Source organism: Nocardioides sp. NPDC087217 (assembly GCF_044744805.1).
Lineage (GTDB): Bacteria > Actinomycetota > Actinomycetes > Propionibacteriales > Nocardioidaceae > Nocardioides.
In genome coordinates this window covers 1,055,086-1,070,162 of sequence record NZ_JBIUZB010000002.1, presented here as the reverse complement: position 1 = coordinate 1,070,162, position 15,077 = coordinate 1,055,086, and the positions used below count along the sequence as shown (strand labels likewise).

12 protein-coding genes are annotated in these 15,077 nt (G+C 66.7%); 8 read left to right on the top strand and 4 right to left on the bottom strand.

Annotated features, from left to right (window positions below):
• The first annotated feature begins 54 nt into the window (after positions 1 to 54).
• Genes ACIO3S_RS12565 through ACIO3S_RS12530 form a run of 8 tightly spaced genes read left to right on the top strand, consistent with a single transcriptional unit; the run spans position 55 to position 7,267 of the window.
• On the top strand, positions 55 to 1,452 hold the full coding sequence (locus ACIO3S_RS12565; protein WP_400463697.1) for an aromatic ring-hydroxylating dioxygenase subunit alpha: 1,398 nt from the start codon (positions 55 to 57) through the stop codon (positions 1,450 to 1,452).
• Positions 1,449 to 1,784: a non-heme iron oxygenase ferredoxin subunit gene (locus ACIO3S_RS12560; protein ID WP_400463695.1), complete on the top strand. Its 336-nt coding sequence runs from the start codon at positions 1,449 to 1,451 to the stop codon at positions 1,782 to 1,784. Before ACIO3S_RS12565 ends, ACIO3S_RS12560 begins: the two co-directional genes overlap by 4 nt.
• Positions 1,784 to 3,028: an NAD(P)/FAD-dependent oxidoreductase gene (locus ACIO3S_RS12555; RefSeq protein WP_400463693.1), complete on the top strand. Its 1,245-nt coding sequence runs from the start codon at positions 1,784 to 1,786 to the stop codon at positions 3,026 to 3,028. The genes ACIO3S_RS12560 and ACIO3S_RS12555 overlap by 1 nt, the downstream gene beginning before the upstream one ends.
• Positions 3,025 to 3,594 carry a 3-phenylpropionate/cinnamic acid dioxygenase subunit beta gene (locus ACIO3S_RS12550; RefSeq protein ID WP_400463690.1) on the top strand — a complete coding sequence of 190 codons (570 nt, stop codon included), beginning with the start codon at positions 3,025 to 3,027 and terminating at the stop codon, positions 3,592 to 3,594. The genes ACIO3S_RS12555 and ACIO3S_RS12550 overlap by 4 nt, the downstream gene beginning before the upstream one ends.
• A gap of 34 nt (positions 3,595 to 3,628) precedes the next feature.
• Positions 3,629 to 4,480 carry an alpha/beta fold hydrolase gene (locus ACIO3S_RS12545; RefSeq protein ID WP_400463687.1) on the top strand — a complete coding sequence of 284 codons (852 nt, stop codon included), beginning with the start codon at positions 3,629 to 3,631 and terminating at the stop codon, positions 4,478 to 4,480.
• The gene (locus ACIO3S_RS12540; protein ID WP_400463684.1) at positions 4,477 to 5,358 is read left to right on the top strand and encodes an SDR family NAD(P)-dependent oxidoreductase; all 882 of its coding nucleotides are present in this window, start codon (positions 4,477 to 4,479) and stop codon (positions 5,356 to 5,358) included. Before ACIO3S_RS12545 ends, ACIO3S_RS12540 begins: the two co-directional genes overlap by 4 nt.
• The gene (locus ACIO3S_RS12535; RefSeq protein ID WP_400463681.1) at positions 5,355 to 6,917 is read left to right on the top strand and encodes a long-chain fatty acid--CoA ligase; all 1,563 of its coding nucleotides are present in this window, start codon (positions 5,355 to 5,357) and stop codon (positions 6,915 to 6,917) included. The genes ACIO3S_RS12540 and ACIO3S_RS12535 overlap by 4 nt, the downstream gene beginning before the upstream one ends.
• A complete protein-coding gene (locus ACIO3S_RS12530; RefSeq protein ID WP_400463678.1) occupies positions 6,914 to 7,267 on the top strand; it encodes a hypothetical protein in 354 nt (117 codons plus the stop codon). Before ACIO3S_RS12535 ends, ACIO3S_RS12530 begins: the two co-directional genes overlap by 4 nt.
• 221 nt (positions 7,268 to 7,488) lie before the next feature.
• On the opposite strand, the gene ACIO3S_RS12525 is transcribed toward ACIO3S_RS12530, so the two are convergent.
• From ACIO3S_RS12525 to ACIO3S_RS12510, 4 genes are all read right to left on the bottom strand, one after another.
• On the bottom strand, positions 7,489 to 8,667 hold the full coding sequence (locus ACIO3S_RS12525; protein WP_400463675.1) for an acyl-CoA dehydrogenase family protein: 1,179 nt from the start codon (positions 8,665 to 8,667) through the stop codon (positions 7,489 to 7,491).
• Between the two features lie 246 nt (positions 8,668 to 8,913).
• Positions 8,914 to 11,226: an ATP-binding protein gene (locus tag ACIO3S_RS12520; RefSeq protein ID WP_400463672.1), complete on the bottom strand. Its 2,313-nt coding sequence runs from the start codon at positions 11,224 to 11,226 to the stop codon at positions 8,914 to 8,916.
• 374 nt (positions 11,227 to 11,600) lie between these two features.
• On the bottom strand, positions 11,601 to 12,347 hold the full coding sequence (locus ACIO3S_RS12515; protein ID WP_400463669.1) for an SDR family oxidoreductase: 747 nt from the start codon (positions 12,345 to 12,347) through the stop codon (positions 11,601 to 11,603).
• 21 nt (positions 12,348 to 12,368) lie between these two features.
• The gene (locus ACIO3S_RS12510) at positions 12,369 to 14,957 is read right to left on the bottom strand and encodes an alpha/beta hydrolase fold domain-containing protein (RefSeq protein ID WP_400463666.1); all 2,589 of its coding nucleotides are present in this window, start codon (positions 14,955 to 14,957) and stop codon (positions 12,369 to 12,371) included.
• Positions 14,958 to 15,077 lie beyond the last annotated feature (120 nt).

The following is a 15,077-nucleotide window of genomic DNA, read 5'->3' as shown; positions in this document are numbered from 1 at the left end:
GGGAGACGGAACGCGGCGTTGTGGCCACAGCTGCGAGAGCCGAGTCTCGACTCCATGACCACGACCAGCCAACTCCCTACGGGGGAGAACTGCACGCCGAGAAGCCCGGCGACAGGTGCTCCCAGCGGCCGGCTCCAGCGGCCCGCAGACCTGGCGCCGACCGTGGACGTCTCAGGTCTGGTGGATGCCGAGGGCGGCTACATCGACCGGGCGATCTTCACCGACCAGCAGCTTTATCAGCAGGAGCTGCGTCGAGTCTTCGCGCCCAGCTGGCTCTTCCTCGCCCACACCGATCAGTTCCACAAGCCGGGCGACTTCTTCACGACCTACATGGGGGAGGACCCCGTGATCGTGACGATGGACAAGAAGCGCAACCTCCGGGCCTACCTCAACTCGTGCCGGCACCGCGGTGCCAGGGTCTGCCGGGCCGACTTCGGGCAGACCCGCAACTTCACCTGCACCTATCACGGATGGTCCTACGACCTGGAGGGTTCGCTGGTCAGCGTCCCGAACCAGGCCGGCTACCCGGAGTCGTTCTCGGTCGGCGAGTGGGGTCTGGTCGAGGTGCCGCACATCGCGACGTACAAGGGCCTGATCTTCGGCACCTGGAACCCGGAGCCGCTTCCGCTGGTCGAGGCTCTGGGCGACATGGCGTGGTACATGGACGCGATGCTCGACCACGACGATGAGGGCACCGAGGTGGTCGGCGGTGTCCACAAGTGGGTGCTCGAGGGCAACTGGAAGCTGTCGGCCGAGCAGTTCGCCACCGACTGGTACCACGTCAACATGTCCCACGCCTCTGCCCTGATGGTGATGACGCCGGAGGGCAAACGGCCCAAGGACGAGATCGTGCACCGCTCCGGCCGCCAGTACGTCGCCCCGAACGGTCACGGCGCCGGGTTTCCCGTGCACCCGAAGAACCGCTTCGACGCGAATACGGTCCACGACCACGTCGACTACGACGCGCTCCGTGCCCGGCTCGGCGACGCTCGTGTCGAGGGCCCGCTCACCAACGGCCATGCGACGGTCTTCCCGAACTTCTCCTATCTGCCCGTCAATGGCTCGATCCGGATCTGGCACCCCAAGGGGCCGGACAAGATGGAGGTCTGGGCCTGGACGATCGTCGACCGGTCCTGGCCCGAGGAGGTCAAGGAGGCCCAGCGCCTGTACAACCTGCGGACGTTCGGGCCGAGCGGCATCTTCGAGCAGGACGACGGCGAGAACTGGAGCGAGGTGCAGGGCATCTCGCACGGCTTCATCACCAACGGAGTGCCGCTCAACTACCAGATGGGGCTCGGCTCCGAGCGGGAGGACGGGAGCCACCCGGGCCGCACGTCCGAGCTGTACTCCGATGCCGCCGGCCGAGCCTTCTACCAGCACTGGCAGCAGCTGATGAACACGCCCGCATGGCACGAGAACGCTGTTGACGATCTGAACGAGGAGACCTCATGAGCACCGGAATCCGGGTCGCGTCCGTCGACGACATCCCCGAGGGTGAGGGGATCGCGATCTCACGTGAGGTGAGCGGAACCGAGGACGACATCGCGATCCTGCGCGACGACGACGGCAGCGTCTGGGCGCTCAACGACACCTGTACGCATGAGACCGCCTCGCTCGCCGACGGCTGGGTCGAGGACGGACATGTCGAATGCCCCCTGCACTCCTCCAAGTTCTGCCTCAAGAACGGCGCCGTCGACGGCCTCCCGGCAACCCAGGACACCGTCGCCCATCGCGTCGAGGTACGCGACGGCGAGGTCTACCTCTTCCCGAACGAAGCACCCTGATGGCCGGCTCCGACACGCAGAACCCTGTCGTCATCGTCGGCGGCGGGATCGGCGGTGTGTCACTCGCCGGGGCCCTCCGTGCCCGGGGACACCTGGGCGGCATCGTCCTGATCGACGAGGCCGAGTTCCCCTACGACCGGCCGCCTCTGTCCAAGGCATTCCTGGCGGGCGAGCGTACCCTCAAGGAGATCGCACTGCAGTCCGCTGAATGGTACGCCGAGCAGGACATCTCTCTGCTCGCTCCCGCTCGGGTGGCTGCGATCACGCCGGGCGACGACTCGGTGCGGGTCGACCTCGCTGAAGGTGACCCGCTGGAGGCTTCCCACGTGGTGCTCGCTACGGGCGGACAGGCTGTCCTTCCTCCGATCCCGGGCCTCGCTGAAACCACGGAGACCGGCCGGGTGCACACGCTCCGTGAGCATCGGGACGCTGAGCGGCTGCGTACGGCCTTGACGCCGGGGGCCCGGCTTCTGGTCATCGGGGCCGGACTGATCGGCGCGGAAGTGGCCTCGACCGCGGTGGGGCTCGGCTGCAGTGTCGTGCTCGCCGACCCGGCTGATCCGCCGCTGGCCGCCGCAGGCCTGGACGTCGCGCGGTGGCTGCATGGCCTGCACCGGGTGCATGGTGCCGAAACCGTCGGGACGACGGTCGAGTCATTGTGTCCGACCGAGGCGGGTATCCAGGCGCAGCTGGGCGACGAGGAAGCTCCGCGTGTTTTCGACGCCGTTCTCGTCGGCGTCGGCATCGCTCCGCGTACACAGCTCGCTGAGGCTGCCGACCTCGAGGTCGACCGCGGTGTGCTCGTCGACGAGTTCCATCGCACGAGCCACCCACGAGTTCTCGCCATCGGCGACGTTGCCCGGACCCGCGGCCCGGACGGGCACCGCAGCGAGCACTGGGACGCCGCCAAGCGCGATGGTGAGCGGGCCGCCGCCACGATCCTCGAGGCACCGGCGCCAACGGCGGTGGCTCCGTGGTGGTGGAGTGACCGCCACGGCCTCCATGTCGAAGGAATTGGTGAGATGGTTCCCGACGCACGCCAGGTCGTCCGTGGCCAGGTCGGACAGCCACCGTTCACCACCTTCGCCGTCGACGGTGCACGGGTCCTCGGTGCCGTTGCCGTCGACGACCCACAGGCGATCCGTGCCGCCCGGCGCCTGATCGAGCGAGGCATCGAGGTCGATCCTGACCGCCTCGCCGACCCGGCTACCGACCTTCGCAAGCTCTTGAGGGGGACTCCGTGACCATCGCTGACGCAACCGCCCGGGCGGGTGCCCGGGCCGACCGCGATATCCACTTCGAGGTCGAGCAGCTCTACTACGACGAGGCCGATCTCCTGGACCAGGGTCGCTACGTCGACTGGCTGGAGATGCTCGCCGACGACCTCGACTACTGGATGCCGACACGAACGAACCGGCTACGGCGCCAGCAGGCGCTCTCGATCGCCGCGCGCGGCGAGGCCGCCTTCTACGACGAGACCAAGGAGTCGCTGGCCTGGCGTATCCGTCGCTTCGATTCCGGGATGGCCTGGGCCGAGGACCCGCCCACGCGCACGCGCCACCTCGTCACCAACGTACGAGTGCGGCACGTCGAGCCCGAGCAGCATCCTGGCTTCGGCATCGACGACCTGGTCGCGACCAGCAACTTCCTGCTCTACCGCAACCGGCTGGAGCGAGAGCAGGGCGTCTACGCCGGAGGCCGCACCGACGTGCTCCGGCGGGCCGAGGACGGCCGCCTGCTCATCGCGCGCCGGGAGATCCTCCTTGACCAGAACGTGCTGCTCGCCAAGAACATCTCCACCTTCTTCTGACCTGACCGACAGATCACATCGGAGTGAGAACACGATGACCATCACCGAGCTCGATTTCGTCGAGCACACCGTCGCGACAGCGTACGGCGACCTCCATATCTCCGAGGCGGGCAGCGGCCCGGCTCTGGTGATGCTGCACGGCGGCGGCCCCGGCGCAAGCGGTGTCTCCAACTACCACCAGAACATTCCAGCCCTCGCTGAACGGTTCCGGGTCCTGTTGCCCGACCAGCCCGGGTTCGGCAGGTCCTACCGCCCCAGCGAGGCCGAGCTGGAGAAGGACTCGATCACCCAGATCACCGTCGACGCGCTGGTCGATGCGCTCGATGATCTCGGGATCGACAAGGTCCACGTCGTCGGGAACAGCCTGGGTGGGGCGGCGGCGATCGCGCTGGCCCAACAGCACCCCGACCGAGTCGACCGGCTGGTGCTGATGGCACCCGGGGGCGGCTGGCTCCCGTTCGGGCCGACCCCCACCGAGGGCCAGAAGGAGATGTTCCGCTACTTCAACGGCGAAGGTCCGACGCTGAAGAAGATGAAGACCTTCATCGGCGTGATGACCGCCCAGCCGAAGAAGTGGGCCGAGACCGCGCAGGCCCGCTACGAGGCATCCCTCGATGAGAGCCACATCGAGTTCTACCACCGGCTCAACGACTCCTTCGCCAAGCGGCGCGGGATGGATCCGCTGTGGCGAGACCTCCACAAGATCAAGGCCCCGACCCTGCTCCTGTGGGGACGCGACGACCGCACCATCACCCTCGAGGGCGCGCATATCATGCTCAAGTACATCCGCGACGTGCAGCTCCACGTCTTCGGCAACTGTGGCCACTGGGTCCAGCTCGAACGGCAGGCCGAGTTCGAGCGCCTGGTCACGGACTTCTTGTCATGAGCTCGTCGAAACCTGGCTGGCTCGAGGGCAACGTCGCCCTGATCACCGGAGGTGGCTCTGGGATCGGTCGCGCGGTCGCCGAACGATACGTGACCGAGGGCGCCTCGGTCGCCATCGTCGGCCACGACCGTGCCCAGCTGGACGCGGCCATCGCCTCGCAGGCGGATCCGAGCCGTTGGCTCGCGATCACCGCCGACGTACGAGACACCGACGCCATGCATGCAGCGGTCGCCGCAACCGTGGACCGGTTCGGCAAGCTCGACACCCTTGTCCCGAACGCCGGCGTCTGGGACTTCCACCGAACACTGACCCGTCTCTCGGGCAAGGAGCTGTCGGATACCTTCGATGAGCTCTTCGCGGTCAACGTCAAGGGCTACCTGCTCGCCGCGGAAGCCGGCTGGCGAGAGCTCGTGAAGACCAGAGGCAGCATCGTGATGACGCTGTCCAACGCCGCCTTCTACGTCAACGGGGGCGGCCCGGTCTACACCGCGGCCAAGCACGCCTGCCTCGGCCTGGTCCGCGAGCTCGCCTACGAGCTCTCTCCTCACGTACGGGTCAACGGTGTCGCTCCCGGTGGCATGAACACCGACCTGCGCGGCCCGGCGGCCATCGGCCTCGAGGAGCGCTCGATCGGCGCCTCGTTCGCCAAGCGGGCGCCGGGCGACGCGATGCCGGTGCCGCTGCACGACAGCTCGACGGACCCGGTCGATTTCACCGCCCCGTACGTCCTGCTCGCCGCCCGCGATCAGAGCGGGCCGATGACCGGAGAGGTCATCCGCGCCGACGGGGGAATCGGCGTACGCGGCTTCGGGTCGCCCTCCGGCGGCGATCACCTTCTCGGGCTCGTGACCGGGCAGGATCAAGGAGAATCCAGATGACGCACGAGGTGGCAGTAGACATCAACCCCGCCACGGTCGTGGCCCGCAACGCCCGCCACTTCGGCGACAACGTTGCCGTGATCTACGCAGGCGGTGACCTCACCTACGCCGAGCTGGACATGCGTGTTGCCAGGCTTGCGTCTGTTCTCGACGATGATGGAGTCCGTGCCGGCGACCGCGTCGCCTATCTCGGCATGAACTCGTCCTCGTTTCTGGTCACGATGCTGGCTGCCTTCCGCATCGGCGCCATCTACGTTCCGGTCAATTTCCGCCTGGCCGGACCCGAGCTGGCTCAGGTGCTGCAACGCTCTGGTGCGGTCACGGTGATCGCCGAGGAAGGCCATCGGGACGCTGTCGAGGCGGTCCGCGACCAGCTGAAGGTCGAGCGGTACATCCTCGTCGACGACGACCCGGAAGTGCCTGCTGCCGTGGCCGCCGGATGGGAGGGGTGGAGTGCTCTGCTGGCCGCCGCCGAGCCGCGCACCACGGTCGTCTCCGGGTCCTTCGACGATCCTGCGATCCTGATGTTCACCAGCGGCACCACCGGACTCCCGAAGGGCGTCGTCCTCACCTATGGGAACGTGTGGTGGAACAGTGTCAACGTCGACTCCCGCATCGATACGCGCCGGGGCGACGTCACGCATGCGGCGGCTCCTCTGTTCCACATCGGTGCCCTCAACAGCTTCGTGATCCGTACGCTGGTCCGCGGCGGCACGGTCGTCGTGCGGCGCGCGTTCGATCCCGCGGGCTTCATCGCCGACGTCGTCGACCTCGAGGTGAACAGCACGTTCGCGGTTCCGGCGATGCTCAATGCTCTGGCGCGTACACCGGGTGCGTTCGATCATGACTACTCCAGCCTGCGCAGCGTCGTCGTTGCCGGGGCGCCGGTGCCACCATCGCAGATCGAGCAGTTCGCCAACCACGGCATCCTGCTGCAACAGGCATGGGGGTTGACCGAGACGGCGCCGTTCGCCACCCACCTGCCCGCAGAGATGACACGGACCAAGCTCGGCTCATGTGGTATCCCCATGCCGCACACCGAGGTTCGGGTCGTCGACCCCGACAGTGGCGTGGTCGTCGGTCCTGGCGAGCCGGGGGAGTTGGTCGTACGCGGTCCGAACGTGAGCCCGGGCTATTGGGAGAATCCCAAGGCGACCGCCGCCGTGTTCGACGAGGAGGGCTGGTTCCACACCGGAGACATCGGCTACGCCGACGAGGACGGATACGTCTACATCGTTGACCGGCTCAAGGACATGATCGTCACGGGAGGCGAGAACGTCTACCCGGCCGAGGTCGAGCGGGCAGTATCGGACTTGCCAGCGGTCACCGACGTCGCCGTGGTCGGCGCGCCGGACTCGGAGTGGGGCGAGACCGTCGTCGCCGTCGTCTCGCTGGCAGACGACGCCGACATCACCATCGAGGACATTCGTGCTCACGCTGCCGAGCGGATCGCGCGCTACAAGCTCCCGCGGCGTCTGGTGATCGTCGAAAGTGTCCCGCGCAACGCCTCGGGGAAGCTGGACAAGGTCCTGCTGAGAGAGGCGGTGTCAGGGCAATGATCGTCCGTACGCGCTGTGTGGAGGGACGCCTCCGCAACGCATACCCGGTCGCAGAACACGATGTCGAGATCCAGGTCAGCGGGGTCGAGTTCGCGGACCTGGGTCGAGTGTTGAGCGAGGAAGCGAAGCGAGTGCTGGCCGACGATCCACGCTGCCGCAAGGTGGTGTACGCGGCGCCGGCCGGCGTGCGGGAGGCCATCGATGCTGCCGAGTCCGCCGGCTTCCGGAACGTGGTCGAGGTTGATGTCCTCACTCCACTCGGCGGGGTCGAGGAGCTCGTGCTGCTCGTACGAGAGCCTGCCTACGTCACAGAAGTCGATATGGACCTGGATCGGGTGCCGGGTAGTTGAACGCCGGGCGCTGACGCAGAGTGCACCCGGGGGAACGCGAGGGGTCGGCCGGCGACGATCGGCGATCGAATCGCATCATCTGCACGGAGCGCGGCCGACGATCTCTTCATGATCTCGGTGGTGCCGCGGCCAGACCGATCGGCGTCGGTCCGGCCGCGGATCTGCGGACACTCGTCGGGGGTGTGCCGCCAGTGACTGCAGTGGTGTCGTTGATCCGGCGGTCAGTAGCTCTTCGGGAGCCCCAGCATCGATGTGCCGATATGTGCCAGGATGAGTTGCTCGGCGACCGGGGCGTTCTTGGCAATTCGCGCGTCGCGCAGCCAGCGCTCCACGGGGTACTCCTTGGAGTAGGCCATTCCGCCGAGCGTCTGGAACGCTTGATCGGCGGCCTCCCATGCCACCTGGGAGCCGGTCAGCTTGGCCACGTTGGCCTCGTTGCCGCATGGCAGCCCCTGATCGAACAACCAGGCCGCTTTATAGGTCATCAGCCGGCCGAGCTCGACCTTCGCCTTGATCTGGGCAAGAGGAAATTGAATACCCTGGTTGGATCCGATCGGACGGCCGAACACCTCGCGCTCGGTGGCGTACTTGGCTGCGTACGCGAGTGCTGCGTCGGCGCCGCCGATGCCGCCTGCGCCGGCCAGGATCCGCTCTGGGTTGAGGACATCCCACAAGACCATGAAACCGTTGTCGACCTCGCCGAGAACGTTTCGTGCGGGCACCCGGACGTCATCGAAGAAGACCTGGCTCGAGTGAAGGATGTTGTTGCCCATCTTGGGGATCGGCGTGTAGGACAGCGTGCCAGCGGCCAGGGCCTCCTTGACATCGACGAGGAACAGCGTGAACCCGGCGTGCCGGGGGTTGGCCTCGCCTGCCGGGATGGTCCGCGTGACGGCGACCATCCAATCAGCGTTCTCGACGTTGGAGATCCACACCTTCTGACCCTTGATGAGGAAGTCGTCGCCGTCGCGACGCGCCGAGGTCGTGATCTCGATGGCGTTGCTGCCAGCGTCAGGCTCGGTAAGAGCGAAGCAGAACTGGATGTCGCCAGCCGCGATGCCGGGCAGGATCGCCTTCTTCTGGTCCTCGGTTCCGTGGCGGACCAGCGTGGTCGCGCCGAACCCTGGCGTGGTGACGTAGAAGAAGGTGCCGGCGCTGCCTCCGGAGGCGCAGAGGGCCTCGTTGGCGATCGCCACCTCGAGGAGGCCCTGCCCGCCGCCACCGTACTCCTCGGGGATATTGAGGCCGAACCATCCGCCCTTGCCGAGGTCGGCGAAAACCTCGGAAGGGAAGCGGTGAGCCTCCTCGCACTCGGACCAGTAGGCGTGGTCGTACTTCGCGGCGACGGCACGAACACCGTCGCGCACGGCGAGTGCGGTTTCGGTGAGGTTGAAGTCCATCAGGGTTCCTGGCTCCTTACGGCGACGATGCGGGCGGCTCCATGGAGCACGGGACTCCAGGGGGCGCTGCATAGTCGAGTGGCTCGGTGAGCATGACTCGCCCGATCGTCTGCTATAGGTGACATATTGGATGCTAAGCGTGACGTTCGTCAAGAGTGACGGCTGTGCATTATAAGTGACGACGGCGAACTCTAGTTCTGGTGCAAAGCGTCCCGCCTCATGCGTGGCGCCGTCGCGATGTCGGCATCATGACTTCGCGTTCTCGCGCGATATCCACGCGGCGACCTGACGGCGCGATGTGAAGCCCAGTTTTGCCAGGATGCGCTCGACGTGGCCGTCGGCGGTGCGCTTCGAGACGACCAAGCGCTCGGCGATCTCCCGATTGGACAAGCCGGCTTCGATCAGCGCGGCCACCTCCAGCTCGCGCGCAGTCAGCGGACCGTGAATGTCGCGCCGTGTCACCTGGACTGCTCCCAGATCCAAGCCGAGTTCGATGACGTCATCGAGGTTGCGCAGCGGCCGCACGTTGGCTACCTCGATGGCTGACGACGTGGAGCGTGGCACGTGTCGGTCCGCCCACCCGAGCAGCTGGGGCCCGAATGCGTCGAGTGACGTGCCGAGAGATCGCCAGACCCTTCCGGCCGCCACCAGGAGGGCCCCGGCTGCCCGAGTGCGACGCTGGTCGAAGGCCACCCAGGAGAGAAGGCTGGTCGTGAGGGCGACGCAGATCGGATCGCGCAGGACGACCAGCAGTCGGAGCACCTCATGAGCGGTGCTCTCGGCTTCGTCCAGGTTGCCCTGTCGCCACTGGGCCACCGCCATTGCCCACATCGCGTAGACCCGCGCAGACCTATCGCCGCAGCTCTTGCACATCTCCACGGTCTCTCTGCTGACCACCAAGGCTTCCTGTGGGCGATCGGAAAAGACGAGGGCCGATGCAAGCATGTAGCGTGCGGTGAGTTCGAGATATAGATCATCGGGAAGCTGATGGTGCCCCTGCGCGGCCGATTTGAAGTATTCGACGGCCTCTGCGGGGTTGCCGCTGAACAGGGCGTAGAGACCCCGCCAATGTTGGACATGGACCGCGCGGCTGTTGCCTGGCAGTTCTGCGGCAATCTCAAGTTGCGCCAGCAGGCTGCCCGCGCTTGTGCGGTCGCCCTGGAGGAGTGCGATCCAGAGAACGAGCCATAGGCACTCGGTTCGGGCGGCGGACGGTTCGACCTGCTTGGTGAGCATTGCCTCGATACGCATGCGTCCTTCAGCGAGCAAGCCGCCGGAGAGCCAGTGATAACGCAGGAGGTTCAGCAGTTGGAGCCCCGCAAGCCCTTCGCCCTCGGAGTCGGCACACCACTGAAGAGCGGCGACATAGCTGGCATGGTCTCGGCGCATCTGTGCCAGAACGTCCGGCTGATCCGGTCCGCACCAGCGAGCCAAGGTAGCCTCGGCGCGATTCATCATTGCATCTCGATGGCGCCGATCGAGCTCTGTCGTCTCGTTGGCCTGATCAGCGAGCGCGGCAGCGATCTCCCGAAGGGGGGTGAGAAGCCGATATCGCATCACGCCGGCATCGCGGTGAGTCAGCAGGATCGACTGGCCAACCAGGCGCTCCAGGGCGTCCATGACCTGGTCAGCGGTGAGGCTGTCGAACGCGCACACGCCTTCGGCGAGCTCGAGGTCGAAGTCGGACGGGAACACCGACAGGCGGCGCCACAGAATCTGTTCGTGCTTGGAGCAGAGCTCGTAGCTCCACTGAACGAGCGCTCTGAGGGACTGGTGTCGCGGCGTGGCTCCCGTGGTGGGGTCGGCCAAGCGTGTGAGTCGATGTCCGAACCGCTGAACCACCTGCTCAACCGTCAGCGTCCTCAGCTTGACGGCGGCTAGCTCGATCGCGAGCGGGAGCCCCTCGAGGAGCCCGCACAGCTCGATGACGGCCGCGGCATTCTCCTCCGTGACCTGGAAGTCCGGAGCCACGGCCTGTGCGCGCTCGATCAGGAGGGTCACCGATCCATCCATCACCAGCTCGTCCACCGGAGTCTTGGCCGAGGGTACGCTCAACGGCTGAACTGGGAGCAGAACTTCACCCGGAACACCGATCGGTTCGCGACTCGTTGCGATGATCCGGAGGTCGGGCGCTGTGTTGAGTAGCTCGGGCAGGAGCGCTCGAACGGGCGCGAGGACGTGTTCGCAGTTGTCGAGGACGATCAGCACCTGCTGGTCTTGCAAGAAGTCCAACAGTTTGGTGCGCGGCGCACGAGCGGACTGATCGGTCATTCCCAACGACTGGACCATGGCGGCTTCGATGTCCTCCACGCCGGCGTCGATGCGGAGGTCGCCCAACGAGGTGAGCCATACGCCCTCCGAGAATCCAGGCCGCATGCGAAAGCCAAGCTCCAGCGCCAGCCTTGTCTTCCCGACACCTCCCAGGCCGGTCAACGTCACCATCCTTGATTGCTCGAGTGCCCGCTTTGCGTCCTCGAGCTCGTGTCTGCGGGCAACGAGCGTGGTGAGCGCCGGGCCGACGGGGTTGCCGATCCGGCGGGGCGCCTGAGCTCGAGTCATAACGGGAATCGTAGGTCCTGATGAGGGTCGATTTCCCGGATCGACGATCCGGGATAGGTAAGGGCGCGGCCATCGGCTCCCAACGAACCGCTGCGCCACCTGATCGGCTTCGGATCCGACGAAGCCGCGCTGAGGTCGGCGATCGAATCGGCCGGCGGATGCGGCGAGGACGTCGGGCAGCCCGGCGCCTTGATGGGTCCAGCTCAGCGCGGCCGACGAGGCAGCCAAGCGCTGGCCCGACGGGTTGCCGCCCGTCGGGCCAGATGAGCCGACCTAAGAGATGGACCGTTGCTGACGGCGTAGTCCAGCCAACCGAAAACTCCCGAGACGACTACGGGCACGTAGTCGGGAAGCCGGATTCGACCGCATCCTCCTTAGATCCGGTTGACGTTCATGCCGCCGTCAACCGTGATAGCGGTGCCATTGACGAACGCCGCCGCATCGGAGCCGAGGAACAGCGCCAGTGCGGCCACCTCCTGGGGCGTCCCAAGACGTCCCTGACGTGCTGTGATGATCTCTGCGAGCGGCTGGCCGGTCGCAGCCTCGAAGTCGTCGAAGGCACGACGGATCATCGGTGTGTCGATGAACCCCGGGCAGATCGCGTTCGCCCGCACCCCGAGGTCGCGCAGCTCGATGGCCATGACCTCGGTCATGCGCACCACGCCGGCCTTCGCGGCCGCGTAGGCCCCGAGCAACGGGAAGCCGACGATCCCGGCCAGGGAGGCGATGTTGACGATGGCTCCACCTCCCTGCATGAGGGGTACGGCGTGCTTGTAGACCAGCCATGTGCCTCGCAGGTTGACCGAAACGACCTTGTCAAAGGCGTCCTCGCTCAGCTCGTGAAGCGGTCCGAAGGCTTCGACGCCCGCGTTGTTCACAACGATGTCGAGGCCCCCGAGGGCCTCGCCAACAACGCTGAGGGCGTTGGCCACGCTCTCGCTCGAGCTCACGTCGCAGGTGACGCCGACCGCGTCGGCGCCGATCTCCTTCGCTGCCTGCTCGGCGCCCGCGATGTCGGCGATCGCGACGCGTGCGCCTCCTTCTACGAAGGCGTCGACGATGCCCCGGCCGATTCCACGGCCGCCGCCGGTCACCAGTACGCGCTTGTCCTGAACCATCATTCTTTCTACTCCTTCTTCGGATCAGACGTCGGCCGTGGTGGTGGCCGCGTTGGGGGAGAACAGGGGAACCAGGAAGGTCGCCATGGCCTGCTGGATCTCGGCGGCCCGGGGGATAGCGCCCGACATCGAGAGCGTGGTGTGGATCAGTCCCTCGAAGCGACGTGCCTCCGCGGATACGCCCGCATCCGCCAGCGCACGGGCGTAGTCCTCACCCTCGTCGCGCAGCGGATCCACGCCCATGGTGAGGACCAACGTGGGCGGCAGTCCCGACAGGTCGGTGGCACGTGCCGGAGCGATGAGCGGCGAGGCCAGGTCGGCGGGATCCGTGACGTACATGCCACCCATGCGCGCGCAGACCTCCATCGACAGCACGGGGCCGTTCGCGAACAGCTTGCGCGAGACGGTCTCCACCACAGGATCCGTCACAGGGGCGACAAGCACCTGCGCGGTCAGCCGGGGCCCGTTCTCACCGCGAGACTGCTGCGCGGCGACCGCGGCGAGGTTGGCGCCCGCACTCTCGCCACCGACAGCGATTCGGTCCGGGTCCCCGCCGTGCGCGGCGATGTTGTCCGCGACCCACCGCAGTGCCGCGAGCGTGTCCTCCACCGCAGCCGGGAAGGGGTGCTCGGGTGCCAGGCGATAGTCAGGTGAGACCACCAAGGCCCCGCTGTTGTGCGCGAGGGTGGCGCACGGTTCGTTGAAGGAGTCCAGGCTTCCGCCGATCCATCCGCCGCCGTGAACGAAGAGGACCACGGGCAAAGGTCCCTGTGCCGAGGTGGGGCGGTACAAGCGGAGCTTTCGGCCGTCGCTGGTCTCCGGGAAGTCGACCTCAGTGATGGCGACGTCGGACGGAAGCGGTGCCTGGAAGGCCTGGAACATCTCGATGGCTGCTCGCGTCTCTTCGAGGTTGCACTCCTCGAGCGGCTTGGCCCCGATGTTCATCATGCCGGCGAGGAGGAATACCGCTGAACCGTCGACCTGGACCAGGCTCGACAGCGGTTGCTCGTCCTGGTCGAAGGAGAACCCGGCGTATCCGGTTGCTTCGACCTCGGCGCAGATCGCCCTGTACATGGGCGCTCCGGTGAACAGCGACAGGGGAGTGCGCGGCTTGCCGTTGATGTTGTCGCCCATGTACCACGTGGTCGCGGTTGGGAACAGCGTCGCCCCCGCAACCTCCCGGACCAACTCGTTGTACCGCGTCTCCGCCGACTCGCTCGCCTCCACGCGTGCGCACCCAGCACCGTCGGCACGCGCGATGATTCCGCCGACGAAGTCAACACTGTCCTCGATCGCGATGGGGTTGTTGAACAGCGCGGCAGCGCTCTGCGGGCCATTGATGTGGAACAGGTTGGGGAACCCGTGCGTAGCCATCCCGAGGTAGGCCCGCTGACCGTCGCTCCAGTGATCGGCGAGCTTGCGGCTGTCCCGACCCACGACGCCCATCTGGAGAAGCCCCGCCGCGCCGACGTCGAACCCCGTCGCCAGGATGATCACGTCGAACTCGTACTCGCGGTCCGTCGTCGCGATGCCCTTGCCCGTGATCCGCTCGATCGGGGTGGAACGGGCGTCCACCAAGTGCACATTCGGGAGGTTGAACGCCTCGAAGTAGCCAGACTCGAACGTGGCCCGCTTCACGCCGTAGGGGTGGTTGGTCGGGCACAGGAGCTCGGCGACCTTCGGGTCGTTGACGCGCTGGCGGATCCGCCCTCGGATGTACTCGGCCGCGGTCTCATTTGCCGCGGGGTTGGTGATGAGGTCGTAGTACGTGGACGTCAGCATCCTGAAGCCGCCGCCGTCGTAGTACTGGTCGTACGTCTTCTGACGCTGGTCCGCGGTGTCCATCAGGGCCGGTCGTTCGGCCTGCGGGTACGGCGCGCCGGCCAGGCGGGCCCGAGACTCCGCACGCAGGCGGGGGTAGTCGGCGACGACCTCGGCGAACTCATCGTCGGACATCGGCCGATTGCCGAGCGGGCACGCGAAGTTCGGGGTCCTCTGGAAGACCGTGAGCTCGCCGACCTCGCTGGCGATCGTCTGGATCACCTGGATCCCGGTCGATCCGGTCCCGACGACGGCCACGCGCTTGCCACGCAGGTCCACTCCTCCGGCCGGCCAATGGCTGGTGTGAGCAACGGTGCCTGCGAAGTCGTCCTGGCCGGGGAAGTCGTTCGGCTTCGACACGGAGAACGCGCCCGCAGCGTTGATGAAGTACCGGGCCGTGGTCACCGTTCCGTCGTCGGTGTGGATCTCCCACCGGTCGGCGTCCTCTTGCCAGACTGCCGATGTGACCCGCGTGTCGAACTGGAAGCTTCGCCGCAGGTCGAACCGATCTGCCACATGCTCGAGGTAGGCGAGGATCTCAGGCTGGGCGGCGAAACGCTCGGTCCACCGCCACTCCTTCTGGAGGTCCTCGTCGAAGGAGAACGAGTAGTAAACGCTCTCGAAGTCGCACCGGGCGCCCGGATAGCGGTTGCGGTGCCAGACACCTCCCGGGCCCGACAGGGCCTCGAAGCCCTGCACCGACAGGCCCTGCTGATCCCGCAGGCGGTGGGCGGCGTAAAGGCCGGAGAATCCTGCGCCGACGATGACGGCGTCTACGTGTTTGTGAGTCATGCCACATGACGATCCCCGACCTGGCGGTCGCCCGCACGGGTACGTGTGCCCCTCGCCATACCTGTTTGCATACCTGTTCCAGCCCGAGCGCCGAGCCGTCAGGGTTTCTCAGGCCTAGCC